The organism is Thalassotalea sp. G20_0, from assembly GCF_017744175.1.
GTDB lineage: Bacteria > Pseudomonadota > Gammaproteobacteria > Pseudomonadales > Endozoicomonadaceae > Endozoicomonas.
Genome location: NZ_JAGHQV010000001.1, coordinates 39,896 through 65,673, shown reverse-complemented (window position 1 = coordinate 65,673; position 25,778 = coordinate 39,896). Strand labels below are relative to the sequence as shown.

Annotated in this window: 23 protein-coding genes and 2 tRNA genes; 13 read left to right on the top strand and 12 right to left on the bottom strand. The window is 50.5% G+C overall.

The features are described from left to right. Positions 1-2 precede the first annotated feature (2 nt). The 5 genes from darT to J7438_RS00225 are packed head-to-tail and all read right to left on the bottom strand — an operon-like array spanning position 3 to position 7,705. On the bottom strand, positions 3-653 hold the full coding sequence (gene darT, locus J7438_RS00245; protein ID WP_209274976.1) for a type II toxin-antitoxin system toxin DNA ADP-ribosyl transferase DarT: 651 nt from the start codon (positions 651-653) through the stop codon (positions 3-5). A 30-nt stretch (positions 654-683) separates the two neighbouring features. Then, complete coding sequence (locus tag J7438_RS00240) at positions 684-1,385, bottom strand: M48 family metallopeptidase (protein ID WP_209274975.1); 702 nt, start codon at positions 1,383-1,385, stop codon at positions 684-686. A 16-nt stretch (positions 1,386-1,401) separates the two neighbouring features. Further along, positions 1,402-4,761: a type I restriction endonuclease subunit R gene (locus J7438_RS00235; protein ID WP_209274974.1), complete on the bottom strand. Its 3,360-nt coding sequence runs from the start codon at positions 4,759-4,761 to the stop codon at positions 1,402-1,404. 2 nt (positions 4,762-4,763) lie between these two features. After that, positions 4,764-6,080, bottom strand: a complete 1,317-nt coding sequence (locus tag J7438_RS00230; protein WP_209274973.1) for a restriction endonuclease subunit S — start codon at positions 6,078-6,080, stop codon at positions 4,764-4,766. Next, positions 6,080-7,705, bottom strand: coding sequence for a type I restriction-modification system subunit M (locus tag J7438_RS00225; RefSeq protein ID WP_209274972.1), 1,626 nt, complete (start codon positions 7,703-7,705; stop codon positions 6,080-6,082). Before J7438_RS00225 ends, J7438_RS00230 begins: the two co-directional genes overlap by 1 nt. Before the next feature lie 518 nt (positions 7,706-8,223). Here J7438_RS00225 and J7438_RS00220 point away from each other — a divergent pair. Beyond that, on the top strand, positions 8,224-9,330 hold the full coding sequence (locus J7438_RS00220) for a protein kinase family protein (RefSeq protein WP_209274971.1): 1,107 nt from the start codon (positions 8,224-8,226) through the stop codon (positions 9,328-9,330). A gap of 134 nt (positions 9,331-9,464) precedes the next feature. Here the strand turns inward: J7438_RS00220 and J7438_RS00215 are convergent. Beyond that, a tRNA-Ser gene (locus tag J7438_RS00215) sits at positions 9,465-9,555 on the bottom strand. A gap of 46 nt (positions 9,556-9,601) precedes the next feature. After that, a tRNA-Ser gene (locus tag J7438_RS00210) sits at positions 9,602-9,692 on the bottom strand. Positions 9,693-9,898: 206 nt separating this feature from the next. Between J7438_RS00210 and J7438_RS00205 the strand changes: the two genes are divergently transcribed. From J7438_RS00205 to J7438_RS00160, 10 genes are all read left to right on the top strand, one after another. After that, the gene (locus J7438_RS00205; protein WP_209201278.1) at positions 9,899-10,570 is read left to right on the top strand and encodes a Bax inhibitor-1/YccA family protein; all 672 of its coding nucleotides are present in this window, start codon (positions 9,899-9,901) and stop codon (positions 10,568-10,570) included. 92 nt (positions 10,571-10,662) lie between these two features. Beyond that, positions 10,663-11,055 (top strand): sulfurtransferase complex subunit TusD, encoded by a 393-nt coding sequence (gene tusD / locus J7438_RS00200; RefSeq protein WP_209274970.1) that lies wholly within the window; start codon positions 10,663-10,665, stop codon positions 11,053-11,055. Position 11,056: 1 nt separating this feature from the next. Further along, a complete protein-coding gene (gene tusC / locus J7438_RS00195; RefSeq protein WP_209274969.1) occupies positions 11,057-11,416 on the top strand; it encodes a sulfurtransferase complex subunit TusC in 360 nt (119 codons plus the stop codon). Next, complete coding sequence (gene tusB, locus J7438_RS00190; protein ID WP_209274968.1) at positions 11,416-11,697, top strand: sulfurtransferase complex subunit TusB; 282 nt, start codon at positions 11,416-11,418, stop codon at positions 11,695-11,697. The genes tusC and tusB overlap by 1 nt, the downstream gene beginning before the upstream one ends. Positions 11,698-11,748: 51 nt before the next feature. Beyond that, positions 11,749-13,827 (top strand): S9 family peptidase, encoded by a 2,079-nt coding sequence (locus J7438_RS00185; protein WP_209274967.1) that lies wholly within the window; start codon positions 11,749-11,751, stop codon positions 13,825-13,827. 314 nt (positions 13,828-14,141) lie between these two features. Beyond that, positions 14,142-15,026 (top strand): hypothetical protein, encoded by an 885-nt coding sequence (locus tag J7438_RS00180; RefSeq protein WP_209274966.1) that lies wholly within the window; start codon positions 14,142-14,144, stop codon positions 15,024-15,026. Positions 15,027-15,183: 157 nt separating this feature from the next. Then, positions 15,184-16,110 (top strand): SPFH domain-containing protein, encoded by a 927-nt coding sequence (locus J7438_RS00175; protein ID WP_209201272.1) that lies wholly within the window; start codon positions 15,184-15,186, stop codon positions 16,108-16,110. Beyond that, on the top strand, positions 16,110-16,559 hold the full coding sequence (locus tag J7438_RS00170) for an NfeD family protein (protein ID WP_209274964.1): 450 nt from the start codon (positions 16,110-16,112) through the stop codon (positions 16,557-16,559). Before J7438_RS00175 ends, J7438_RS00170 begins: the two co-directional genes overlap by 1 nt. 204 nt (positions 16,560-16,763) lie before the next feature. Then, positions 16,764-17,912 carry a Na/Pi symporter gene (locus J7438_RS00165; RefSeq protein ID WP_209201270.1) on the top strand — a complete coding sequence of 383 codons (1,149 nt, stop codon included), beginning with the start codon at positions 16,764-16,766 and terminating at the stop codon, positions 17,910-17,912. Positions 17,913-17,919: 7 nt separating this feature from the next. Further along, positions 17,920-18,192, top strand: coding sequence for a hypothetical protein (locus J7438_RS00160; RefSeq protein ID WP_209201269.1), 273 nt, complete (start codon positions 17,920-17,922; stop codon positions 18,190-18,192). A 37-nt stretch (positions 18,193-18,229) separates the two neighbouring features. Here J7438_RS00160 and J7438_RS00155 read toward each other — a convergent pair whose 3' ends face one another. Further along, the gene (locus J7438_RS00155) at positions 18,230-18,439 is read right to left on the bottom strand and encodes a hypothetical protein (RefSeq protein ID WP_209274963.1); all 210 of its coding nucleotides are present in this window, start codon (positions 18,437-18,439) and stop codon (positions 18,230-18,232) included. A gap of 644 nt (positions 18,440-19,083) precedes the next feature. Here J7438_RS00155 and J7438_RS00150 point away from each other — a divergent pair. After that, the gene (locus J7438_RS00150) at positions 19,084-21,297 is read left to right on the top strand and encodes a glycoside hydrolase family 71/99 protein (protein ID WP_209274962.1); all 2,214 of its coding nucleotides are present in this window, start codon (positions 19,084-19,086) and stop codon (positions 21,295-21,297) included. Between the two features lie 33 nt (positions 21,298-21,330). Here J7438_RS00150 and J7438_RS00145 read toward each other — a convergent pair whose 3' ends face one another. The 4 genes from J7438_RS00145 to J7438_RS00130 all read right to left on the bottom strand — a co-directional run bounded on the left by J7438_RS00145 (position 21,331) and on the right by J7438_RS00130 (position 24,667). Further along, positions 21,331-21,645 carry an AzlD domain-containing protein gene (locus tag J7438_RS00145; protein WP_209274961.1) on the bottom strand — a complete coding sequence of 105 codons (315 nt, stop codon included), beginning with the start codon at positions 21,643-21,645 and terminating at the stop codon, positions 21,331-21,333. After that, positions 21,645-22,370 carry an AzlC family ABC transporter permease gene (locus tag J7438_RS00140; RefSeq protein WP_209274960.1) on the bottom strand — a complete coding sequence of 242 codons (726 nt, stop codon included), beginning with the start codon at positions 22,368-22,370 and terminating at the stop codon, positions 21,645-21,647. Before J7438_RS00140 ends, J7438_RS00145 begins: the two co-directional genes overlap by 1 nt. Before the next feature lie 360 nt (positions 22,371-22,730). Further along, complete coding sequence (locus J7438_RS00135) at positions 22,731-23,411, bottom strand: hypothetical protein (protein ID WP_209201264.1); 681 nt, start codon at positions 23,409-23,411, stop codon at positions 22,731-22,733. Between the two features lie 146 nt (positions 23,412-23,557). Then, positions 23,558-24,667, bottom strand: coding sequence for a hypothetical protein (locus J7438_RS00130; RefSeq protein ID WP_209274959.1), 1,110 nt, complete (start codon positions 24,665-24,667; stop codon positions 23,558-23,560). 427 nt (positions 24,668-25,094) lie between these two features. Between J7438_RS00130 and J7438_RS00125 the strand changes: the two genes are divergently transcribed. Beyond that, complete coding sequence (locus J7438_RS00125) at positions 25,095-25,763, top strand: RraA family protein (protein ID WP_209274958.1); 669 nt, start codon at positions 25,095-25,097, stop codon at positions 25,761-25,763. Positions 25,764-25,778: the final 15 nt, after the last annotated feature.

Genomic DNA, 25,778 nt, shown 5'->3' with positions numbered 1-25,778 from the left:
TGTTAACTCTGGTAATACCACTGTGGCACGACCCGAACAGGGGGAGAATAGGTATCGGGGAACCGATTAAGCATTTCCCTGACCCTGCCAGCCATCTCATCATTAATCACTGCGATGCCCTTGACCATCGACCAGGGTAAGGATCGATGGATAAGAAACTCAGCCTGTTTCCGTCGTTTACGGTCGTTGTCTTCCAGTGTATCGGCCCACTCACGGTTCAATATCAAAGGCCAGTCTAGCTGATTCAACTGGGTCAGGTCATCATACCACTGGGTAAAGGCGGCAATGCCGTGGCCATCAGTAAAAACAAAGCGGGCACCGGCATCAGCAATTTCATGAGCCCAGCAGACCAGGTAGATCAGTGGTGCCTGTCCTTCACGGTAATCCCCGACACCGCTTTTACTCAGCTTATAAAGCATGGGAGACAGCGGCCCAAGATAGAAGGGCAGGTAGTCATGAACCACTCCACCCGGACCACAGGGCACTATCTTGTGATGGCGGCGTTCCTGGATGGCAGCATCATGGATGGTTTTGTATGTCAGCCCGTCTTCCGGGGCAAAGTTGGGTGCATGGAGGGCCTGTCGCTGCAGCAGCGTAGCCAGACAGTCAATATGAACCAACCGGTAAAGCCGAACCGGGTCAGGTATGGTCATCCCTTACTCCTTTGATAGTGCCATCCATCATTACACCTCAACCCCCAACCGTTCAATCTCCCCATGGCACCGTTGCCAGTCCGGGTAATGTTTTTCCACCAGGTTCCAGAATGCCGGATTGTGGTTCTTCTCAACCGTATGGCACAGTTCATGGACAATCACGTAGTCCAGCACCGACGGGGCCAACTTCATACAGCGGGGGTGGAATTCGAGGATATTTTCATCGCTGCAACTGGCCCACCGCCCCTTGAACTTGAACAAACCCACCGAGACTGCCTGCAAGCCCGTTTCACGCTGCCAGTGGCGAACCCGGGGCATCAGCTTCTCTTTCGCTTTAATCCGGTAAAACGCATCAAGCGCCGTTTTCAGTGCTGATCGGGACAGGCTGTTACCTTCCGGCGACTGAATAAAGAAACGGCTGTTACGAAAGCTGATCATCGGCTTGCTGAGTTCCGGAGCAGGCTGCACCTCGCAGTACCAGGTTTTGCCACGATAGAGAACCCGGCTGCCGGTGACGAACGTCTCCTTGCGGGGCTGGTTCACCTCTTTCAGCCGCTCCCGAATCCAGCGGGCACGCTGGCGGATTAACTGCCGCTGCTGGTCTTCGTGAATGGGTTTGCCCCGCAACAACACCGGCCTGCCACGTTCCACCGTAATGTAGTGTCGCTTCAACCCGGGTTCGGCCTGAAAAACCCATTCGATGGTCGTCGTCCCGTAATCAAACACCGGCATTGTTTTTGGCGTCCCATCAGTTATTCAGCAATATATGTAGCAGTTCGGTGGCGTGCTGACGAGCCACGGTCATATCCCAACCGGCCAGGGTACGCAGTTTTTTGCGAATACAGGTTTGCAGCGGTTTGTGAATCTCCGATTTCTCCTGCCATACCGGGCTGGCGATGGTCTGGCTGATCTCCTGATCGGCAAACAGTGCCTGCGTCCACACGGCGGCGGTTTCACTATCATCGTTCAGTTGGCTGCGCAGGTAATCAAATACCGCCACCTCGGCCGGGGTATTGAACCCGGCCTGCTCACCGCCCGCTGCTTTCTCCCGCACCTGCTGGCAGAACAGCTCCAGTTGCAGCAAAAACTCCGCCTGTTCAATGCGGTTGGCCTTTTCGTCCGCCAGCAGTTGCTCCAGCGCCTCCTGCAATTTTCCGAAGAAGCCGGGGTTCTTTCGCATGCCCACGGCGATGGTGTGCCTGAGCTGGTTTTTCATCACCAGCGCCTGACTGCCTGCGGCCTTGAGCTTGCGCAGGCGTTCCATATCACCGGCATCCAGAATGGAGACCTCCCGCCCGATCAGGCTGCGTACCTCATCAGCGGCGATGTAATCGTCCAGCAGTTGTTGCAGCAGGGCCGACTCTAGCTGGCTCATTGGACCCTGATAGGCGTCATCGGGCAGGCTTTGGCGCACGGCATCCTTGATCGCTGCCAGCACCTGAAAGAACGGTTTGTAGCGGGCACCCCGTTCATCGGGGAGCACTGTGTCGAGGTGGGCATTAAACGCCTTGAAGGCTGCGAGGAAGTCATCCACCACATCCAGTCGTACGTCTGGGTCAAGGTATTGCTCAGCGTCGCGCTTGAAGGGTTCCGGCTGGTGGATCGGGTCGTGCTTTTTCGGCAACAGGTTCAGCACCTTTTGCAGCGCCGCTTCCAGCTTGGGTAGCTCGCTGTTGATATCGGTCCAGATTTGCTCTGGTTGCACGTCGCCGCTGTAGATTTTCAGGGCTTCGTCCAGGTACTCGACGACGCCGTAATAGTCGACAATGTACCCGGCATTCTTGCCTTTCCGGGTGCGGTTCACCCGGGCGATGGCTTGCAGCAGGGTGTGCTCTTTGAGGGGTTTGTCCAGGTACAGGGTGCTGACAATGGGGGCATCCCAGCCGGTCAGCAGCATATCAGAGACGATCAGCAGGCCAATATTACAAAACCGGATGCCCTGGCCATCGGGGGCATTGTCGTCATTCTGGCTTTCATCGCCGTAGGGTTTCTTAAACAGAGTGTTGACCAGCGCCGGAATCTTATCGCTGGGGACCGCCACAGGCTCTATCCCGGCACTGCATTCTGCCCGGATGCGCTCCTCAATGGTTTGCAGCTGTTTATCCAGTTGGTACTTACCGACAGCTTCCTGCACCTGATCGGCACCGGTGCGGCTGTCGGTGATATTGCCCAGGGAGATCACCACCCGGCTCTCGAAGGTCTCTTCGCCATTGGCGGCCCGCTGGGCCATGATCCGGTCAAGGGTGTCTTTGTAGCGCACCGCCATCTCCCGACCGTTGCACACCAGCAACCCCTTGAACCCCCGGGCTTTCACCGACGACAGAAAATGACCGATCAAATGCCGGGTATTGGCCTCGATACGATTACTTGCCGTGCGTCGTTTCTTTAGCAGCGCCTGTTTGAGTTTCGCCTGCCGACCTTCGTCTTCCTGCCCGAAGGTGTCGGTAAAGGCGCTGTCGAGCCCGGTATCGGTGGTCAGCTCAGTCATGCCCTCCTGGTATTTGATGGGCAGGGTGGCACCATCGGCCACGGCTTCGTCCAGGCGGTAGGTGTCGATATAGTCCCCGGCACCAAACTCCCGCAGGGTGTCCTTGTCGGTTTTGGCAATGGGGGTGCCGGTGAAGGCGATAAATCTGGCATTGGGCAGGCTGGCCCGCATAAATGCCGCCAGAAAGCCGTACTGACTGCGGTGCGCCTCATCCACCAGAACATAAAAGTTGGGCTTGGTGGAGAGCACCAGAAAATCGACCTTTTCCCGGCTGATCTCCTGCCAGAGCGGGGGCAGCGGTGTTCCGGTGTCGTCCAGTTTGGCAAAGTTGGTGTTGCTGTCTTCGCAGATAAAATAGTCGCCACCGTCTTCTACCCGGCGGATGCGGGTTTTGTGGTCGGCGCTGTCTTCTTCCGGGTCGTGCCGGGCGGCTTTGATCGGTTTGCCGTCGCGCTCCTGAAACTTCTGCACAGTGCTGGTGAAAATACTGCCGTAGTCGTTGCCCAGCATCTGCTGTAACCCCGCCACCGACGGTGCCTTGAGCGGGTGCAGGCCGATATTGGTGAAGGTGTTGAAAATCTGCCGGTCCAGGTCGGTGCGGTCAGTTAATACCAGAATGCTGGGGTTATTCAGGCCCACACTTTCGGCGCGCAGGTAGCGGGCCAGATAAGCCATGGTCAGGGACTTGCCGCTGCCCTGGGTGTGCCAGACCACGCCGCCGCTGCCAGCAGCGCCCACCACACCGTTGCCGTCAGCCTTGGTGAGCCGTGCCAGCGTCTTACGCACCGCCCGCCACTGCTGGTAACGGGGCAGCTTCTTAAGGGTGCGACCGTCTTCCACTTCAAACAGCACAAACTGGCAGACCAGCTCCACAAAGCGGGTCGGCTCAAACAGCGCCCACAGCAGGCGATCCTGTTCGCTGGGTTCCGTGCCAAGCCGTTGTCGTACGATGGCTTCTTCGGCATCGTCCAGCCGGTAGCGAAAGTAGAAGGCTTCCGGCGTGTAGATGGCACCGTAATGGGCCTGATTGCGGTTAATGGCCGCACAGACCTGGTTAAAGACAAAGTGGCGCGGGTGGCTGTTCTGGTAGGCGAGCAGCTGGTTAATGCCCTTGCTCAGTTTGATATGGCTGGCCTTGCACTCGATCATGGCCAGGGGCAGGCCGTTGATAAACAGCAGCAGGTCCGGCCGGAACTCATCACCCTCGCTGTTGCTGCCAATATACTGATCAACCACATGGAAGCGGTTGGTGGTGGGGGTGTTCTGGTCCATAAAGCGGACGCTATGGGCGCGGCCACGGGCATCCTTGAGCTGGATATTGCTGCCGTGGATCACCGATTCCCAGGCGTTCTGGTTCGCTTCCAGAAGGTTCTCCTGCCAGAACTTGCGCAGCTCCCGCAGGACGGTGGCGGTGGTGCTGTTGCCGCTCTCTTTTTGCAGTGTTGCCAGCCATGGGTTAAGGCGCAGCAACTGTTCAGCCAGCACATCCTCTAGAATGGGAGCCATATGGCGGTGCGCCTGCTGGCGACCAACGTCGGCACCGCTGAGATGGGTGTAACCAAGTTTGACCAGCCAGGCAATGGCGGGTTTTTCCACGCCTTCCAGTTCCGGGTTATCCATGGTTAGGTATCCTGCGGGTCGGGCTGTACACGGATTTGGCCGGTCAGAAGCTTTTGCATCAGGCCTTTTTTTAGTTGCTGGGTTTGGGTTTTTTGGGTTTGCAGGTGTTCCAGTTTGCGGTCAACAGTTGTAAGGATACGGGCGATTTCTTTTTGCTCGTTAAACGGTGCTAATGGAATCATGAATGACTTGATAATTGCAGCATTCAGGTTTTTCTGAGAGCCTTCATTGCCAGACTGTCGATTCTTTTGATAGGTCATCTCTAAATAAAGGTAAAGATAATTAGAGTCGCAGCCCTTATGAGGCATGATTGCAGCACAAGCCTGGTTGGTAGTTGCCTCAACACCTAGCTTCGCCACCTGTCCCCGAGTTTTTCCTTGACCATACATTGCCATCAGGACTGTTCCTACGGGAAATAACTTTGCTGATGAGTTTTCCTGCCCAGAAACGGTAATATTTTCTTTGGTTTTGAAAATAGTGTTAAAGAATATCTCACCGGTTGTTACCCAGGGTATTTCGCCGTTCCAGTAACTTGGTTCACTTCGAGCTGGAGTTCCACCAGAAGAAATCCTTGCGACCTTTGATAATGGCAAGCATTTCCACCCTACCGGAATACGCCCCAACTCCGTTTCTTGAAACTCCGTATGCAACTGCCACCGGCCATCAGCATCCTGGGTGCCGACACCCTGGGTAAACAGCTTCTGCATCAACCCCTTTTTCAGGGTTTGGGTGGTGGTGATCTGCTGGTCGATCAGGGCCAGCTTGCTATCGACGGACGACAGGATACGGGCGATTTTTTTCTGTTCGGGGAGTGGAGGCACAGCGATAACGTAACTTCTTATGAAATCAGCAGGCACACGACGTTGTCCTGCTGAACCTACCATATTCCGTTCGCCGAGAGCTCGAAATGGCTCTGTATAGACAGTACGATAAACAAAACTGGCATCAGCAGAATCAGGTTTGACTCTTAAAACATGGAATTCTGTACTACCAAACCCTGTGCCATTTTCCAGTTCGGATACATGCGCTCCTTTACCGTTTTCAAAGCACGGTGTGATCTTTGCGACCAATACGTCATTATCTGCAAATGATGTAAATCCGCTTGATACTTCTGAGTAAAGTTTGGTTACCCCTCCAATAACCTTACCGTCCTCAGACACATCTGCCATCCCCAAAAAGGTGACAGCTTCGTTATCACCAAGTTGGGGTTTAGAGGGGTTGATAGTCGCCAGCTCTCCTAAAGTTTGAGTTTTCCAGTCATTGGGTATCAGGCCAATAGAACTTTGTTTGTATCCATCAGGAGCTTTGTCATTAATCATCAAACCACCTCCACATCAGGAAAAACAAACGTAAGTCCCAATTCCGACAAATACCCATCCAACTCCGCATCCACCTCTGCCAACTGCCCGCTAATCACTGACAACTGACTCAGCACCGCGGCAATATCCACCGGCACCTCCACCTCCGAAGTATCGATATACCGCGCAATATTCAGGTTGTAATCATTACCAGCAATCTCACCCATCGACACCAGACGACAGTATTTATCCTCCTCCACACCATTATGAAAAGCAGCACTGTGCGCCTCATGAATATGGTCAATATCCTGCGCCCGCAAACGGTTCTGATTCTTGCCCTCGGCAAACTCACCGCTGGCATCAATAAAGATCACCTTGTCCTTAAGGTTGGCGGGCTTCTGCTTATTGATAACCAACACGCAGGCGGGAATGCCGGTGTTATAGAACAGCGCCTCCGGCAGACCAATCACCGCCTCAATACGGTCACCGGGCTGCTCGCTGGTGCCCTTAAGCAGGCCCTGACGAATCTTGCCCTCTTCGCCGCCACGGAACAGCACGCCGTGGGGCAGTACTACCGCCATACGACCATCGTCTTTCAGGCTGGCCAGCATATGCTGGACAAAGGCCAGGTCGGCATAGCCACGGGGCGGGATGCCGTAACCGAAGCGTCCGTAGCTGTCGTAGACCTCTTTCTTGTAGTTGGGGGCTACCTCTTTCTCTTTGCCATCTTTGCCCACTTTGGTTTTCAGGTTGACTTCCAGCGGCGTCCACCACTGTTTGGCGGAAAACGGCGGGTTGGCAATCACCCGGTCGAATACACGCACACTGTCCTGTTCCAGGTGCAGCGGCTCCACCAGGGTATTACCCCGGCGCAGGTCGGCGTTCATATTGTGCAGGTAGAGGTTCAGCTTACCGATGGCCCAGGTGCCCAGGTTGCGCTCCTGACCATAAAGCGCCACATTCGGCCGACCCATAATCTGGCCGCCGGGCAGTTCGGCCACATGGTGGGCGCTCTCCACCAACATACCGCCACTGCCAAAGGTGGGGTCGTACACCGTGTGGCCGGGCTGCGGGTCCAGCAGCCGTACCAGCAGCTGCACCACCGGCTTCGGGGTATAGAACTCGCCGCCTTTTTTACCCGCGTCGTCGGCAAACTGTTTGATCAGGTATTCGTAGGCATCGCCGAGCATATCGGCCTTGTACAGGTGCTGGTTGCCGAGGTTGTAGCGGTTAAAATGGCGCAGCAGACGGGCCAGCAGGTCATCGCCCAGTTTGGCTTTATCGCCGAACTGAATGGCGGTGAGTACGCCTTCCAGATAGCTGTTGCGGGCTTCAATATCGCCAAAGGCTTCGTCAATCACCTCGCCGATGTTCTCGGTGCGCTGAATAATGTAATCCCAGCGGGCATTGAGCGGCACAAAGTAGTCACCGTCTTCCTTTTCAATGTCCATGGCCTCGGCACGGGTGCACTGTTCATCGTCCATGATAGCGACGACACGTTCCTCAAACACGTCGTTCAGCCGCTTGAGAAAGATCAGGCCGAAGATGTAGTTCTTGAAGTCGGAGCTATCGATGGAGCCGCGCATGATATTGGCGGACTCCCAGAGCCAGGATTCGAGGGTTTCGAGGGTGAGTTTTTGCGACATAAAGGGTAACCGGTGGCGGGGCGGGAAAGCGGGGTGTCTGGTGCTTCTGTCGGCCCATTAGTAGTAAATGGTCGTTAGGTTACCGTAAAGGGGACTGCAGTGGTATAGGTGGGTGAGGCATAGACCGGGCTATGGTGGTGTACAGTGATGGCTGGTGAAGAGGTCTTACAGTGGATTTTTAAGAATTCTCATCAAGCTAAGCATCTACCAAGTTACATCAACCCGGTCTGGCCGCCATTCACGGCTCAAAAGGCTTAGGAAAAATAAGCATTCTCTATTTCAAACGTCGGTCAGTTGTTCAGCTTAATGCCTTCTTTCACCGGCAAACATCAAAAAAGAGGCTTTTTTTATTTCTTGTTAGCCCTTTTAACACTCTGGTTAGAGATTGATTTTCTTTGCACGGTTAGTATCGGAACTAGTCAATAAAAGTGCAATGTATTCCTGATGGTTCAGGAAAGTTCCATTTCCTGGTATTTACTTCAAACCCGAGCATCGCGTTATAACCACGATATTTTATTATGAATGAAATCAAACCACTAATAAAAACTGACTGCAAGTTCGACCTTTCAGATACTAAGACAACAACCGAAAGATTTCCTGAAGGGGCATTCTGTAGCCAACAAGTGCGTACTGAAAAAGGGGTGCTTAATAAACTGAGCCAACCATCAAATCAAGAGTGCAAATCGCAGATTCCTGCACGGCCTCTTATTACTTATGGCAGTATCAAGAAAGCTGATCAAAAGCTTGTAAATAGTCAGGCAGAAAAGCAAGCCAAAGACGATATCCGGCACTCATATGAATTCAGCGTCAATGGTGACAAGCTTTCCAGTGAATCCGTAAAAATAGGGGAGTATTTTGCATCCGGATGTTCAGGAGCCGTTAGTACCGGGCAGCTCCTGACGCCTGAGAAAATTCTTGATGTCGCTATTAAAAAACGTAGTATTTACATCCCTGCACTGGAAAAAATGGCTGAGAAAGAACTTGGAATTCTAGAAGTATTGAAAAACAAAGAGCATCCCAATATTGTCAAATATTATGGCGCTTTCAAAGAAAAGAATGAACTCAATATGGTCTTTGAACTTGGAAAAGGCACATTAGAATCTTACATTAAGGAATCTCCTGAAAAAATTACACCGGAGTTGATTTTGGATCTTGCATTCCAGTTTTTGGAAGCAGCAGACTTTCTAGTGGCGAACAAAGTTATTTATTATGATTTCAAGCCAGCAAATATTTTGTTTGATGACGATTCTCAAACAGCCAAGCTTATCGATTTTGATAAGTGTGAGTTGGCTGATAGTGCAGAGGATAAAAGACTATATTCCGTGCTTACTTCTATGGGGCTTGAGCTGGCAAAGCTACAGTTGAGAATGGATTATAAGGAGGAAAGCAATGAGTACAAAGAGATAGCATCCAAATTTGATTTTATCTCTATATTCTCCCCCCCTTCGGCTGATGGAATTGGAGAGTTCAATTCAAAAAAGGAACTATGGTCAAAGAATTTACCTTTGCCTGTCAGAGAATTAATATTCAGTTTCCTTGTTGCGGACACTTCTTTCTCTAAAAAATTAATTGAAGGCAGATCAGCCATCAAAGATACTCGGGTTTCTGAGTCGAGTGGCACCTGAGAGTACCCTTGTTCCCGGGGTGCTCATAGTCCTTCTCTCTTACTACCATGAGTATTGGAATATTACCATTAGGTACTATGCGCAATGTTTGGCGCGAAACGAAAATGCCCTGTGATATGCATTAATCGTCAATTTGGCGGAGGGACAGGGATTCGAACCCTGGGAAGGCTATTAACCTTCGCTGGTTTTCAAGACCAGTGCTTTCAACCGCTCAGCCATCCCTCCAAGGATGATTTTTCTGTCACGAAGTATGAAGAAAAGAGTGCTGATATGGCGGAGGGACAGGGATTCGAACCCTGGGAGGGCTATTAACCCTCGCCGGTTTTCAAGACCGGTGCTTTCAACCGCTCAGCCATCCCTCCGCGACGAGGCAAATACTACCTGAAATCAGAATTCTGTCAACGCCTTGATAAACGGTAATCTTTTTCTATGCTCCCAGCTCAGGAAATGTGAAAAATAGTAGATAGCATTCAGATAGGCAAAATGTCAGAAATTGTTAAAACTATAGCCCCAGTAAATTGGTCTGATATAATGACTGGTATTACATCTATATAGAGGAATGACAAAGATGGATCGCAAACCCGTAATGACCGCTGCTTCTACCAGCCTGGGTGCAGGCGTTGAAATCAATAAGGTTCTGCGCAATACCTATATGCTGCTGGGTATGACTCTGTTATTCAGTGCTGTCACTGCCGGCGTTGCCATGGCTCTGCAGATCAGCCAGATGACGGCGCTGGTTCTCTCTCTGGTCGGTTTTGGCCTGCTGTTCGTGGTTAACAAGACCGCTGATTCTGCCAAGGGTATTGTCGCTGTTTTTGCCTTTACCGGTGTGCTGGGTGCCGCCCTGGGGCCAATGCTTAACCATTACCTGGGTATGGCCAATGGTCCATCCCTGATCATGCAGGCCTTGGGTGGAACTGCCGTGGTGTTCTTTGCGCTCTCTGGCTATGTCCTGACCACTCGCAAAGATTTTTCCTTTATGGGTGGTTTCCTGATGGTTGGCCTGATTGTCGCTGTGGTCGCCAGTATTGCCCTGATCTTCTTTAATATCCCTGCTGCCAGCATGGCACTGTCTGCCCTGATTGTGCTGCTGATGTCCGGTTTTATTCTGTTTGACACCAGCCGTATTATCCACGGTGGTGAGACTAACTATATCCGTGCCACTGTTTCCCTTTACCTGGATATTTATAACCTGTTCACTGCGCTGCTCCACCTGCTGGGTGCCAGTAGTGACGACTGATGTGTGATTTTGCTTTTAACGGGCCCCGCCATTTGGTGGGGCTTTTTTTGTTTGGCTTGGCTATTTTTTTCTGTTAACGCAAGGTTATTGTTATGAAGTTTGCACTGGCCGTGTATGGTGCTCCGGCCAACAGTCAGGCACCACAAAGTGCCTTGCACTTTGCCCGGGCTGTGGTGGACCAGGGGCACGAGATTGTCCGGTTGTTTTTTTATCAGGATGGGGTGAACACGGCGACCGCCATTGCCCAGCCACCTCAGGATGAGTCCAACCTCCCTGAAGAGTGGCAGCAGTTTGTCCAGGCGCATAATCTGGATGCTGTGGTTTGTATTGCTGCGGCATTAAGGCGGGGTATTGTGGATCAGGCAGAATCTGACCGTTATGAACTGCCGGGTCATAATCTCCGCAAGGGCTATGAGCTTTCCGGCCTGGGGCAGTTGCTTGATGGCGCACTGATGGCCGATCGCTTGATCACTTTTGGAGCCTGAGATGAGTCATTCTGTGTGTGTTATTTCCAGCCGGGCTCCTTACAGTGGGCAGTCGGCCCGTGAGGCACTTGATACGGCACTGGTATCCGCTTCTTATGATATTGAGACCAGTCTTTTACTGATGGGCGATGGGGTCTATCAGTTATTGAAAGGGCAGGAGGCCGGTGACATTCCCCGTAAGAATCTTGCCGCCATGCTTCAGGTACTGCCGCTATATGGCATAGAGACCATTTATGTGGATCAGCTGTCACTGGAGGAACGGGGTATCCGTTCTGATGTGCTTCAGGAAGGGGTGACAGTGCTTGCCGAGGGTGAGCTGCCTCTGTTTATCCAACAGCATTCCAGGGTGTTTAATTTCTGATGAGTACGCTGCATACCGTTAATAAGCCGGGTCAGGCAATGGCACTCTGTGTTCGTGCTGTTGTCAGCGGCGATTCTGTGTTGTTGATTGAAGACGCTGTTTATGAACTGCTGTCACCGGCAAGCCGGTTGAATGCTCTGCCGGATGGCTGCTCTGTTTATGTGATGGATATTGATGCAAAGGCTCGCGGGGTGGCGGTGTCTGCGCCGTTTGAAGTCATCAACTATGATCGCTTTGTTTCATTATGTGTTGATCATGAGAAAGTGCTGTCATGGTTTTGAATGATATTATCCAATCATATTTTATTATGTTTACTGACTGAGGAAATCCCTTTGAAAGCTCCGGTCGCTCAAAAAATTCCACACTCCATTATTCAGCACAACCAGACCCGTATCGATGAATACCATTGGTTGCGGGATGAGCACTGGCAGAAGATTGTGGCAGGCGATCTGGATTTTAAAAACCCGGAGGTGCTGGCCTATCTTAACGCTGAAAGTGATTATAAAGATACCCAAATGAAAGACAGCAAGGTCGTTCAGGAGCAGCTTTATCAGGAAATTCTGTCCCGGATAAAAGAAGACTATCAGTCCTGGCCCGTTAAAAAGGGCGATTTTCTCTATTATTACCGGGAAGAGAAGGGGAAGAACTATCCTATTCTCTGTCGACGTCATGGCTCGATGGATCTGCCTGAAGTGGTTTATATGGACGTTAACAAAGAGGCGGATGGCAAGGACCTCTACATGTTTGGCCCGTCCATCACCAACCGGGCAAATACCTTTCTTGCTTATGGTTATAATCTGACCGGCTCCATGGAGCGAAGCATTCGGGTTCGGAATCTGGTGACCGGGCAGGACAGTGACTGGACCTTCCATAACAGTACCGGCTCCATACTCTGGATAGATGATGAGCACCTTCTGGTGGTTGAGCGTGATGAGCAGGCACGTGGTAAGCATGTCTATAAAATCAATATCCATCAGGGACCGGAAAAGAAAGCGCTGGTGTTCTCCAAACCTGATGAGTTCGACGGGATGTTTCTTTCGCTGGCGGAAACCACAGATCGTGAATACGTTATGGTGTATCTCAACAGCGGCTCCAGTCAGGTGGTTTATGTTTCTTCCCGCGCCGCGATAGATTTCCGTCTGTTTGCCCATGGCACTGATGATGTGGTGTTTAGCCTCGATCACTATAAAGATGACTTCTATATTCTCACCAATCTTAATGGTGCCAATAACTTCCAGCTGTATAAGACATCGGTAAACCAGTGGGAGCAGGAGCATTGGCATCTGATTCAGGCGGAAAGCAACACGCTCAGCCTCACCGATATTCATTTCTACAATCACTACCTGATTATTGAGCAGAAAAACAACGACAAAGCGCTGGATGAGCTGGTGGTGCAGGATATGGTGTCCGGTAACCGGCAGAGGGTATCCATGCCTGACGAAGCCTATGAACTGGATTTTTCCGGTGACTGGGATCATAACGCCACAACCGTTCGGCTGGATTACTCCTCACCGGTTATGCCCAGTACCGTTCTTGAGCTGGATCTGAAGACGGTTCAAACCACAGCGGTCTATACCCGTGAGACGCCCAACTTTGACCCGGAAAAATATGAGGTCAGGCGGGAGTACGCCATTGCCCGGGACGGTGAGCGTATTCCGGTCACCATTATTCATAACAAAGGTCTGGTAAAGGATGGCTCCCATCGTGCCCTGGTTTACGGTTATGGTTCCTATGGTTATGGCATGACCGCTGGTTTTTCATCAAAGCTCTTCAGCCTGGTGGATCGTGGTTTCGTTTATGCAACGGCTCATATTCGTGGCGGTGATGAAAAGGGCTATCAGTGGTATCTCAATGGCAAAATGCGTCATAAGATGAATACCTTCAATGACTTTATTGATGCCACGGAGTACCTGGTCAAACAGGGTTATACCGATAAAGGGCAGATTGCCATTAATGGTGGCAGTGCCGGTGGGCTGTTAATGGGCGCAGTGACCAACCTTCGTCCGGATCTGTTTGGTTGTGTGGTGGCCGATGTGCCTTTTGTTGATGTTATTAACACCATCAGTGATGCATCCCTGCCATTGACACCACCGGAATGGGAAGAGTGGGGCAACCCGGTCACCAGTGCCGACGACTTTGATTACATTATGCAGTACTCGCCTTATGACAATGTGCAGGCCAGGGATTACCCTCCGATGTTGTTTAACTCCGGGATATCCGATGAGCAGGTTACTTACTGGGAACCGGCCAAAATGGTAGCACGCTTAAGGGCGTTAAAAACCGACGATAACCTGCTGCTACTGAACATGAATATGCACGCAGGCCATGCGGGTGCCAGCAAGCGTTATGAGTGGATTGATGAAGAAGCGTTTAACTATGCCTTTATCCTCAAGTGTTTTGTCTTGAAGTAGCGTTGATCGACAGATTTATTATGTGAAAAATACACCATATGGTCGCTGGCCTTTTGATCATACACTCCCCGCCTTTTCGGGCTGTCTCTTGGTCAGATCTCCACACCCTTTGTCATCCGGTAGGTGTGGAGACGGTCTTGCAGTTTCGCTCAGCCCCCCAGACAACTGACCATCCAAGTTGTAATTCGGGGGGGATATTCATACCCAAACAGGCTTTTAACCCACTACTGAATAAATATTAGATAGAGTATTTCAGGGATGAACTTTTATAAGAAATAATGGTCTTAAGGTAAATTCAATAATTCTGTAATTCAATGTATAGACCTACTATCTTTGCGCAATTAAATGCAGCTTCTGGTCATTTATCCTGTTTTCAGGATACTCCTTTTTCTAAATCCCACGCATCAGGTGTGGCCTTCTCCCGCGACATTATAGACGCTGCTGTTATTCTATGTGCTATGCGTGCTGATGAAACTACTAAAAAGTACCTTCAGCAATCTACGGTGCCTTTTCACAATCCAGTTGATGATACCCGGCTGGGAAAAAGGTCGATAGCAAGCGTTAATAATAAAGAAGATCAATTATTTTACTCACCAGTCAGAACAGAATCGTTAAACAATGATCATGCCCACACATATATTCCTGAAAATCAGCGTTTTCTGATCCAGCCTGCTACAGATACAGGTCAATCAACCCCGCAAATTTCATCCGTTGTCAATAACAACCAGAATGACCCCGATTACGCCGAGCGCAAAAAGGAACACCGAAGGGCACGCCGAAGGGAGCGCTACCAGAATGATCCCGTTTATGCAGAACGCGAGAGGGAGCGCTGGAGGATGCTTCGCAAAGATCCCGTTTACGCCAAGCGCATAAGAGAACGCGCTAGGGAGCGCGAGAGGGAGCGCTATCAGAATGACCCCGATTACGTCGAGCGCAAAAAGGAACGCCAGAGGGCGCTCCGAAGGGAACGCTACCGGAATGATCCCGCTTACGCAGCGCGTGAAAGGGCGCGCATAAGGGGGCTCCAAAGGAAACGCTACCAGAATGACCCCGCTTACGCAGAGCGCAGAAGGGAACTCATAAGGAGGCAGCGAAGGGAGCGCTACCAGAATAATACCGTTTACGCAGAGCGCGAAAGGGACGCCAAAGGAAGTGTCACAAAAACACACAATAAACAAGCCGCGACTTTCAAATCATAGGCCAAAAATATGATGATTAACTCTTTTTCAGGCCTGATTGTTACCGGCTATTGGCAATTTTGTTTGAGACCAGGATGCAGTCATGGCTTATGAGATGACATAAGTCGGACTTCGCGTCAGAATAAATAAATTCAGTAAACAGGAGCCTTCTATGGGTATGGAAATCACAGCAATTGTGTTTGTTGTCCTTATTGCTGTTCTTATATCAACTGGTGTACGAATTGTCCCTCAGGGGTATAACTACACCGTCGAGCGATTTGGCAAATACACCAGTACGTTAACGCCCGGGCTGCATGTGATTGTGCCGGTGATTGATACGGTTGGTAAGAAAATGAACATGATGGAGCAGGTTCTGGACATCCCGCCCCAGGAGGTGATCAGTGCCGATAACGCTCAGGTTACCACGGATGCGGTCTGTTTCTACCTGGTCCAGGATGCGGTCAAAGCCTCTTATGAGGTGAACGATCTTGATCGTGCCATGAAAAACCTGGTAATGACCAATATCCGGGCGGTATTAGGGTCCATGGAACTGGATGAAATGCTGTCCAACCGGGATCGGATTAATGAACGCCTGCTGATAAAAGTGGATGAAGCCACCGATCCCTGGGGCTTGAAGGTGACCCGTATTGAGTTGCGTGATATTGCCCCGCCTGCGGACCTGGTGGAAGCCATGGCCAGGCAGATGAAGGCTGAGCGGGATAAACGTGCCCAGATCCTTGAGGCGGAAGGTGCCCGCGAAGCGGCCATTAAAGTAGCCGAGGGTGAAAAGCAGGCGCAGATCCTCAAGGCGGAAGGTGAGCTTGAAGCCGCCAGGCGGGAAGCGGAAGCCCGGGAACGTCTGGCAGAAGCCGAGGCGGTGGCAACGTCTATGGTGTCCAGGGCGATTGCCGAAGGTGATCATCGGGCAATTAACTATTTTGTTGCCCAGAAATACGTAGAAGCCCTGAAGGATGTTGCGTCTGCAGAGAATAATAAAGTGATCATGATGCCTCTGGAGGCTGGTAGTCTGATTGGCTCAATCGCCGGTATCAAGGAGCTGGTGGGAGAGGCCACTCTTAAAAAGGGAAGTGAGAAGGAGGCCTGATGGATATTGCTATTACCCTGGAACCCTGGCACTGGTTGATTCTGCTCTTTATGCTTCTGGGCGCAGAGGCCCTGGGTGCGGGTGGTTTCCTGCTGGGCAGTGCCGCTGCTGCTGCGGTTGTCGCTTTGTGGCTCTGGCTGGTGCCTGATATGAACTGGCCCATTCAGCTGGTGATGTTTGGTACCGGCAGTTTGTTGCTCTCACTGGCATACTGGAAGCTGTTCCGTAAAGTGAATAACAAGAGTGACAGCCCCGAATTAAATAATCGGGCATCGCAGTTAATAGGCCGGACCATTGTACTTGAGCATGACTTGCCAGCAGGGCAGAGTAAACTTGCCATTGGCGATACACTCTGGAAGGTGGAATCGGACAGATCTGTCGCCAAAGGGAGCAAAGTCTCGGTAACGGGCAATCAGGGGATGATGCTGCTGGTCAGAGAGCTGGTCTGATTATTTGACACTGGAATGTTGGAATAACCGACACTGGCTTTCTTGTTTCAATTCTCTCCGGGACAGGCTTGAGACTCCTTTACAGTTTCTTTATGCTTGTCCCCCTTCAATGGAACAATCGTTTTTTCGGTAATCCAGTTTGATGCCGTGACATCCAGTGTTATTTCTGGATAGTCGAGTTTATTCACCTTGCAGGATGTTCAAATGCAACCCAGTTATACCGCCGAGTCGACGCAACCGAAAGGTCAGATTATTCAGTGGCTATTAGTGGCGCTGATGATCTACCTATTGCTGGTCGCTGTCGGGATGATCGGTTCCGGCTTTAAATGGGCTTCTGGTGGCGCTGAAGGTGCCCGTCAGTTATTTGCTTTTGCCACCAACCCGGTGATGGGCCTGGTGGCAGGTGCACTGGCAACCGCAGTGGTTCAGTCATCCAGTACCGTGACATCGGTGATTGTTGGCCTTGTTGCCGGAGGTCTTCCGGTTGCCACCGCTATTCCGATGATTATGGGTGCCAATATTGGTACCACTGTGACCAATACACTGGTCAGTATGGGCCATATCGGTAAGAAAAAAGAGTTTCGTCGTGCGTTTTCCGCAGCTACCGTTCATGACTTTTTCAATCTGATGGCGGTTATGATTTTTCTCCCGCTGGAGATCATGACGGGGTTCCTGGCCAAGTCGTCTGACTTTCTGGCCGGACTGCTGGTGGGCGGCGACTCTGTCAGTATCAAAGGTTTGAACTTTGTTAAGGTGCTTACAGGGCCTGCTGTAGACCTGTTCAAGGGAGCCTATGGCTCTTTGCCGGACCTGTGGGCCGGTGTCTGCCTGGCGTTGACAGGGCTGGCCTTTATTTTTATCTCCATTATCTATCTTGGCAAACTGCTCAAGCATCTGATGGTGGGTAAAGCCAAGCAGATTCTGCACAAAGCCATTGGGCGGGGGCCTGCTACGGGTATTTTCTCAGGTATGATGATGACCATTGCCGTGCAATCATCCTCGACCTGTACCAGTCTGATCGTACCTCTTGCCGGGAATGGTATTTTCAAGCTCAGGGAGGTGTATCCATTTACCCTGGGAGCCAATATCGGCACTACGATCACGGCCTTGCTGGCGGCAACAGCCGTCCAGGGAGCCATGGGATTCTTTGCCCTGCAGATAGCACTTGTCCACCTGTTGTTTAATGTGTCAGCCGTACTGTTGATTTACATCGTTCCATTCCTTCGCAATATACCTCCAACGGTTGCCCGTCGTTTTGCCCAGGCGGCCAGCCGGAAGAAATGGATGGTGTTGGCCTATGTGGTAGGTGTCTTTTTCATTCTACCTGCTATCCTGATCGCGATCACTGCCTGAGGAGGACATGATGACAACACTCAAGGAATACAAGGCTCACAAGAAGGAGTTGAAGGCTCAAATCAAAGAGGTCAAGGCAACCCTGAAACGCCTTGAACAAGAGCTGGAGGCTGAGCGGCAGGATATGCAGCATGAAGAAGTTGATCATCTTGATGAGTACCTGGACAAGGCAGAGCCACACTTGGTGGATGTTAAAAAGCTGGGTGTTTCGGCCATTGAAGACTTTAAAAAGTCAGTGTCGAATCTGGTGAGTTCGATTACAGGCTCCGGTAAAAAGTAGCGGGGCATGCCAATAGCCGTGAAAATAAAGCCAGTGGTTATTTGCTGGCTTTATTTTTGACCTGATCAATAACACCTGCCAGACCCTGACGTTGACCCAGGGTGATTTCAAACCAGGTATCATTCCCGTAGCGTGGGAATTCGTAGCGCAGATAGTAGCCATCCTGGTATACCGATAGATCAAAGCTTCTGGCCAGAACTCCGGCAACAAGAAGAATAAGGAATATAGCGGAAAGTAATTTGTACATGAGCATGCCCCCAATAAAGTCTCATCCATAAAAACCTCCCAATCAGTCTAGCTGTTTATTGAGCTTTCTGGCAAAGCCTTAGGCCCCGATTAATGAATCGAAAGTAAAACATTGATATGAAGCTTTCTGCGTTACCTGGTAAACCGATTAGACCTTCATCAGCTTGACGACAGAGTGGAATTAAGTGGAATAGTGAGCGATGCAGGGAGTGTTCGCTCCACAAAATATTATTCAATTGACCATTGACGTTTTCAGTTATTCCTTGCTTTTCGGTATGGCTTTGTTGAGGTCTTTTAAGATATCAATTCAGAAAAAGTAAGATTTATGTCGTGTAATAAGGATTAGAAAATAGAGCTTAAAGCTTCGAAATGCATTCTCGCTGTAATAAATAATGTTCATGATTTAACTGAACGACAATTTTAATATATAAGGTGGCTTATTAACATTATAGATGAGTTGTTTATGTCATTCTGGTTCAAAATAAGCCGGAAATCTTCAACGACTCGAATAAACTGGTGGTAGGCACGTGAGATTTCAGTTAGCTGTCTATGGCTTACTATCCAGAATATAGCTAAATCAATGAGGGCTTATGCTGTTATTCGTCCATCTCACGTTATTAAACCATCATCTGAAATTAATGAGGAATGGTAATTATCATGGTTAATAGTCACTTTCCTATCAATACTACACTTTCTCATATGCCGGAACTGCCTTCTTCCAACTCTCAACTCTACACGAAACCACCCATCGCTTTTAACCTGAGCATTAAACACCGCGATATTGACGAGCCTTATCTCGGTAAAATGGACGACGAATTTTGCGATGATCTGAACCATTTGGACGACGAGGAATTTTGCAGTAAATACCTCAACGTCGAGCCCAGCAGGCCTGAAAGTCTTTTTGACCGGGTGATACGGACGATCAAAGAGTACGTTTACCCTTCCCCGCGGGAAAAAAGGGCCTTGTCTGATACCCCGGACAAAGCCCGTCCCTCCGGGGTAGACACTGATCAATTATCATCCGAAGCGCAGATAAAGCCCCTATCTTGCCAGCACGAGGCAGACAACAAAACCATTATGGTGTTAGCTGATTACCACACCAATAAACAGATCCAGTCTATCCATCGAGAAGTTAATTGCATGCGGCATCCCCACACCATTACCAGGACGCATATTGTTAACAATGGCTATGAGCTGCGAAACCCGGATAACTCTGCTCCCTGCGACACCGCTTCAGGCCGCCCGGGTTTTGGTGCCGGGGCAAGGCCCCTGGTGGGAGGCAGTCCCATCGATAACCTGCATTATTACGAATGGCAACTATTGACCGCCAGAATTGCGGGACTGGATGGCTTTGTCGTGGAGTGGGGCTTTCCAGGAGGGCAGACGTCAGCGGACAAGGCAATCGTGAATATGAAAACGGTGCTGGCTGACAAGAATCATGGCAATGAGTTTGCGCTGGTTCCACTCTGGATTCCCCAGTGGACTGTCAAGGCCAGCGTCAATCTCAAACCCGAACAGAAAGAGGCCCAATTCAGAGAAAAACTGGAGGAGATGATCCAGCGCTACTATCAGGATGAACACTGTATTCACCATCGGGGCGACCCGTTGATGTTTATGCTGAACTTCTGGGGCAAGGTCAGATCAGATCTGACCTTGAATAAGAAAGAACTGGAACAGTTTTTCAAGAACAATCCGGAGCTGGCCAAAGTCAGGCTGGTTTATACTATGAGCGGCAAGAGCGCGTGGCAAGCGGCAACTGTAAAACAGGTCGTTAGTAATTATCCCTGGGTGGTACCTAGAAGACAGATGGCAAAAGATAGCAAAAATCCTTTCATTGCCAACAATTTTGTCAGATACGGTACCCATAGAAATATCCGCCATTACGTCAATAATCTGGATGACAGGCATCAAAGGAGCCAGGATCATCTCGGCATCAAGACAATGCCGGTATATCCGGGCGTTGATACCCGGGGAGCGGACTGGAGCGACTGTGACTCCTATTTGCCAGAGACAGAAAATGGTACTAACACCTATGAATTAACCTGGAATCAAGTCCGCAAGAAAAAACCCGACCTGGTCATCGTCGAAACGTTCAATGATTTCTCTGAAGGTACCCATATTGAACCCACGCCGTCTGATCTGGGGCAACGGGTGGTCACCACCGCAAAGCAGATTTGTCTGTTGAAGGGAAAAACCGGTGATCAGTGCAACGCGATTGCCAGGCAGGCACCAAAACTGATCCAGCATGCCGTAAGGTTGTACGATGCACGAATGATGATGGAAAAACTACAGCATGTGCTCAGTGACGATGCCCTGGTCAAAGCAACAAAGCAGCTGGATCGTTGGGCCAACTCCCTATTCAGTAAAAAAGTACAGAAAATAGATCGGCATGAAACCCGGTTTGATCTCGAATTTCAGAAGCTGCCTTTTGATACCCTGGTAACCGTCATGAATCGGGAAAAAAATAACATTCCTGTGCTGAATCGAATGGATGGGCAGTCATCGTTTGTACTGGAGTCGCCGCCGATTAAAAACAGCACGCATACGTTTAGCGAAGCTGACGTGAAGTTGCGTATCAAAACAGAAAATGGCCTGCCGTCCAGAATTGCACTAACAACAAGGGTTTACGATGAAAAAATGAACTGGAAAAATGAATCGATTGCAGAAATATATACCCCCTTTAATCAGCTGGAATCCACCGTTACCATCCCCATGACCCCTCACACTGGCAAGCTTCGCGGTAAACTGACAGAGATGTATGACATAAGCCACCCCACATCCGGGTGCACTGTTGATCTGTTGGAGATAAGAATCAGCACCCACCACCGAAAGACCGACTCGGGTCAGGAGAATTCCTAAGCAGGAAGTAGACAGACCGATGGCTTCCCGCATTTACAATGCATGTCTTAGCAACAGAAATGACAGCATACCCAGGATGACGGTCAGTAATGTGTTCCTGGTCATCAGGGCAAGGAATACTACGATAATGCCGGCAATCAGGTAATGGTTGCCCATGGACAGGCTGAGCTGATCATCACGAATAAAGACAATCGGTGCCGCAATGGCGGTCAGTACGGCGGGTGCGGAAAAACTCAATACCTGCTGAACCGTTTCACTGAGTTTGAGGGGTAACCATGGCTCCATCAGCAGGAAGCGGCTGCCAAAAACCAGGGCCGCGACGATGAACAGAATAACCCAGGTATCCATTAGCTTTCTCCTCTGTCAGTGGCTTTGGCACAGGCAAAACCAGCCACCATGGCCAGGGGGGCTGAGATCAGCAGGCCGACCTGAATCTGCATTACCTCACAAATGGCCGATGTCACCAGCGCAGTGAGCACACAGACCAGTACCGGGGCATTTTTGATACTCGGGATAACAAGGGCGATGAATGTGGCGGCAATGGCGAAATCCAATCCGAGGGCATCAAGATTTTCAAAGCTCGCGCCAGCGATGATGCCGCCAAGGGTGGCAAGATTCCAGCCCAGGTAAAAGCATAGCCCGCCACCCAGTGCGTACCAGCGGTCAAAGCGTTTCAGCTGACCGGGGTTGGCAATGGCGAACAGTTCATCGGTTAACAGGAAACCAAAGGCGAGACGCCATCTGAGAGGCAGCGGGCTGACGTTCTTCCGCATCACCATAGAGTAAAGGAAGTGGCGGGAGGTAATAAGCAGGGCTGAAATCAGAATACTGCCCAAACCCACTCCGGCCTGGATCATACCCATAATGGCCAGCTGAACGGCACCGGCGAAAATAATGCCTGACAGTGCCTGACTCTGAACCGGGTCAAAACCCGACTCAATAGCCAGAGATCCGGTCAGGATACCCCAGGGCAGGACCGCAACAGTCAGCGGAATAATGGCTGCGGCACCCTTGAAAAACGCCCTGACTTTTTCATCGTTGCTCGAGTGGTGAACAATTTCAGCCTGAGACATACAACACACTTCCTTAACAATTCATCCTCTTAACTGAAGATTCTGGAATATTACAATCTTGAACAGTTTAGACATTCGGCAAGAAGAATAGTTTGTGATGGTTGTAAAAAAGTCTATTCAAGGTGTGCAATGCCATGACACGGTAAACACTGTTTTAATTCTTGTGCGCCAGAGCAGGAGCATCGTACAAAAAACATCACCAGACATGCAAGCCACAGGCCACCCGCAGTGAGCGTTGATTCTGGCGTCAGCAGTTGCCACCATCAGGCAGGTAAGCCCTTGAAGAAAGGGAAAATAGTTTTCTGACAATTCAGTGGGGAATGCTCGGTCAGCCTCCCGGGAGGCTGACCGGGAATAGACTCAAACCATCGAAGAGGGAGGAATATTATTGGCCGGGCGGAAGCCATATTGACGCCAGACTTTATCGGGGGCACCGGCAGCGGTCAACAGCTGTTGACATTCAGCACGCCGGGGCTCCAGAAAAGCTCTTAATATGCCAATCCGCATATATTTTTCAGAGCGCATGTGGCGGTTGTTGACACGCTCTTCTTCCAGCGACTCCAACTCTTTTGCCGCCTGCCGGTAATCATGCAGAAAGCGCTGTTCCGGCGAACGCCAGAGGTAGGCTGCTGAGCGCACCAGCCCTTTGGTGACACCATAACCTGCCAACATGACCATGCCCCCGACAGTCCCCAGTAATGCCCCCACCACCGCCGCTGGTGCGCAAATAGAGAGTGACGGTACCAGGGTAACCATGGAGAGACCCCCGGTCAGCGAGGCCATCAGCAAGACGCCGGATGTCAGCCCCACCAGACCACCCAACAGGCCACTGAGCAGCAGTCGCCGGGTGGTTACGCTGTCATTAACTGCCCTGATGACATTAGCACCAATGATTTTTATGGCTGATGCCAGTTTTTTTAATCGGGAGGGCGATTGTTCATTGACAAGATTGTAATCGCTCACCTTAATAGTGCGCTTTTCCAAGGGAACCTGGGCAATGTCGGTAAAATTATCCTGGGGAGTGGTTAAAGGCGGTACCACAACGACGCTGCCTGGCGAGTCAGTTGAAACTTGATCCGGGGGAAGCAAAGGCCCTTGGAAAGGGGGTAATACCTGTTGTGAGTCAAGATGAGGCAACGTCATCAGTCTTTCCCTGTTATGTTTTTATTACATATCAGTCTAGCCATTCAGGGAATACCTGCTGCGGTGGCATTCCATATCAGTTCCCGGTCAAAATGAAGTCCATCAACGGAATAGGACATTTTGACCCGATACTGTTCCCCGGCGACAAAACCTCCAATCGGAAAAACAGCGTGGAGATAACCATCATAGCGATAGTAATTTTCAGAGGCGATTTCCTGCCACGAGCCATCGAGCATCAACTTTTGCAGCTCAAGTTCCCTGTAAAAATAAGAAAGTGGCCGATCAGCAATAAACATAAAACGTCCACGGCCAATATTGCTATTCAGGCCGATAGTTCCCCCTGGTTCAGGATACACCGTAAAATGTGGCTCAACCTGATCATGCCCCTTGAACCTTGCCCAGTAGTAATCCCATAACCTCGCAACACTGATCCCGGTATAATTGATACCGCCAATGCCGTCCCGGTAGTTCTGCCGGAGCCATGGGTATAACCGGCTGTCCATAAGATTGCTGAACGGATTGACCAGCTGCCGCTCCCAAACGGCTGCTGCCACAATATTACCCTGTCCTTCTTCAAGGTGGCTAAGTTGTACTTTCGATTCCAGCAGTGGTTGCAGCGCCTGATAAACCACATCCAGCGGTGATACCGCAGTAGGATGCACATCGTAGGCTCCCTGGTAATCGTACAGGGCGTATTTGTCGACGATGGTATCCTTGGACGTGGCCAGATGATTCCCCCCACGCCCATCCACCTCGTCGGATAAACTCATCAATAAAGTGTCATAAATTTCATCCTCAAAGCCATGGGCCACCATACCCATAAAATGGGAAACCAGTTTTTTACACTCTGCCAGCTGCAGCTTGTCAGGAGGGCAGGTTTTCTGGACCCGGGAGAAATAGGAGCGATGGAATTTCGACCAGTGGCTGATCTCAGCATAAGGATAACCATTCAGGTAACCACCGTCCGGTAGGCCAGAACCAATCACCCACTGCGCCTGGTACTCTTGCAGGATACTCCTCAACTCCGGGTCAGAGACCAACTCAACGGCCTTCTTGCTCATCTGGATATGGACGCTGTGACCGGCACTGAAAGCCTTGATGGCCAGGCAGAGACTGACCAGCAGGACCCATCTGACCCTTGAAAATCTGTTCATGGGAACGCTCCTCAATATCGACTTATTAGTAGTTGGTAATATCGGTCGATGGAGTGCAATGATGATCTCTTCTGGCCCCTGAAGGAACGGCATTCCTGCGTGAGTATTTTTGCTTCAGCATCATAAACAAAATCGGCTTTGATAAATTTCCAACCCGAATTTTCCAGTGCTTTATTTGCTGCTTTTATCTTTTTCAGGCGTTCCTGGGCGAACTGTAAATCCTCGGGAATGCTATAATCATTGGCCTCTTTGTAAGTATCGTCTTCCTGTTGGTCAGACAGGCTGGCTTTATTGATCAGTTCATCAATTTTTGTACTGAGCTCGGCTTCTCTGCTTTTTCAGCCTCCTGTGTTGGTGATCTGACAGCACTTACCGGCAGAGTCTGGCGGTCAGGTCAGTTGTAAACCCGGTGTACCTGAGGTTCCCCATGGAGTTAAACGAAATACGTTCCCGCCTGGCTGATTTGAAAACAGCCCATCTTGCGGATGCTGACCAGCGTCTGAGAGTGATGAACTCGGCAATAAGACCGCTTCAGACGGGGCTTAAGTTGATTGGATCGGCCTATACCGTGAACTGTCATAATGATTTTCTCACGGTGATCAAGTCAATTCAGGAGGCCCGGTCCGGGGATGTTATTGTTATTGAGACTCAGGGCAGTGTATTAGCCGTGGCAGGGGAGCTGTTATCAACGGAAGCGATGCAAAAAGGGGTTGCCGGCTTTGTTATTGACGGGGCCTTTCGTGATACGGCATCGGTAAGAGCAATGAATTTTCCGGTTTATGCACACTCTTTTACCCCAATGTCGGGCACGTCAAAACGGATATTTCATACCCGGGAGGTTGTTGAGTGTGGCGGCGTAGAGGTTCGTCCGGGTGAGATTATCTTCGGTGATGATGATGGGGTACTGGTTTTATCTTTGGAAGAAGCAGCACATTTGATTCCTGTCGCTGAAGAGATTAAGGCCAGAGATGAACGGGTGCTTGCCAGGCTTCAGGAGGGGGGTTCACTGTATGACCTGATCAATTTCGATGAACACTGGCAAAAAATAGAGGCCGGCGAAAAAAGCGAACTGACATTTACGGTTGACCAGGGGTGAAGTGCAGCCTGGCCA

Coding starts and splice junctions, on each gene's coding strand:
- darT (WP_209274976.1), bottom strand. CDS start 653: ATGACCATACCTGACCCGGTTCGGCTTTACCGGTTGGTTCATATTGAC.
- J7438_RS00240 (WP_209274975.1), bottom strand. CDS start 1,385: ATGCCGGTGTTTGATTACGGGACGACGACCATCGAATGGGTTTTTCAG.
- J7438_RS00235 (WP_209274974.1), bottom strand. CDS start 4,761: ATGGATAACCCGGAACTGGAAGGCGTGGAAAAACCCGCCATTGCCTGG.
- J7438_RS00230 (WP_209274973.1), bottom strand. CDS start 6,080: ATGATTAATGACAAAGCTCCTGATGGATACAAACAAAGTTCTATTGGC.
- J7438_RS00225 (WP_209274972.1), bottom strand. CDS start 7,705: ATGTCGCAAAAACTCACCCTCGAAACCCTCGAATCCTGGCTCTGGGAG.
- J7438_RS00220 (WP_209274971.1), top strand. CDS start 8,224: ATGAATGAAATCAAACCACTAATAAAAACTGACTGCAAGTTCGACCTT.
- J7438_RS00205 (WP_209201278.1), top strand. CDS start 9,899: ATGGATCGCAAACCCGTAATGACCGCTGCTTCTACCAGCCTGGGTGCA.
- tusD (WP_209274970.1), top strand. CDS start 10,663: ATGAAGTTTGCACTGGCCGTGTATGGTGCTCCGGCCAACAGTCAGGCA.
- tusC (WP_209274969.1), top strand. CDS start 11,057: ATGAGTCATTCTGTGTGTGTTATTTCCAGCCGGGCTCCTTACAGTGGG.
- tusB (WP_209274968.1), top strand. CDS start 11,416: ATGAGTACGCTGCATACCGTTAATAAGCCGGGTCAGGCAATGGCACTC.
- J7438_RS00180 (WP_209274966.1), top strand. CDS start 14,142: ATGTATAGACCTACTATCTTTGCGCAATTAAATGCAGCTTCTGGTCAT.
- J7438_RS00175 (WP_209201272.1), top strand. CDS start 15,184: ATGGAAATCACAGCAATTGTGTTTGTTGTCCTTATTGCTGTTCTTATA.
- J7438_RS00170 (WP_209274964.1), top strand. CDS start 16,110: ATGGATATTGCTATTACCCTGGAACCCTGGCACTGGTTGATTCTGCTC.
- J7438_RS00165 (WP_209201270.1), top strand. CDS start 16,764: ATGCAACCCAGTTATACCGCCGAGTCGACGCAACCGAAAGGTCAGATT.
- J7438_RS00160 (WP_209201269.1), top strand. CDS start 17,920: ATGATGACAACACTCAAGGAATACAAGGCTCACAAGAAGGAGTTGAAG.
- J7438_RS00155 (WP_209274963.1), bottom strand. CDS start 18,439: ATGTACAAATTACTTTCCGCTATATTCCTTATTCTTCTTGTTGCCGGA.
- J7438_RS00150 (WP_209274962.1), top strand. CDS start 19,084: ATGGTAATTATCATGGTTAATAGTCACTTTCCTATCAATACTACACTT.
- J7438_RS00145 (WP_209274961.1), bottom strand. CDS start 21,645: ATGGATACCTGGGTTATTCTGTTCATCGTCGCGGCCCTGGTTTTTGGC.
- J7438_RS00140 (WP_209274960.1), bottom strand. CDS start 22,370: ATGTCTCAGGCTGAAATTGTTCACCACTCGAGCAACGATGAAAAAGTC.
- J7438_RS00130 (WP_209274959.1), bottom strand. CDS start 24,667: ATGAACAGATTTTCAAGGGTCAGATGGGTCCTGCTGGTCAGTCTCTGC.
- J7438_RS00125 (WP_209274958.1), top strand. CDS start 25,095: ATGGAGTTAAACGAAATACGTTCCCGCCTGGCTGATTTGAAAACAGCC.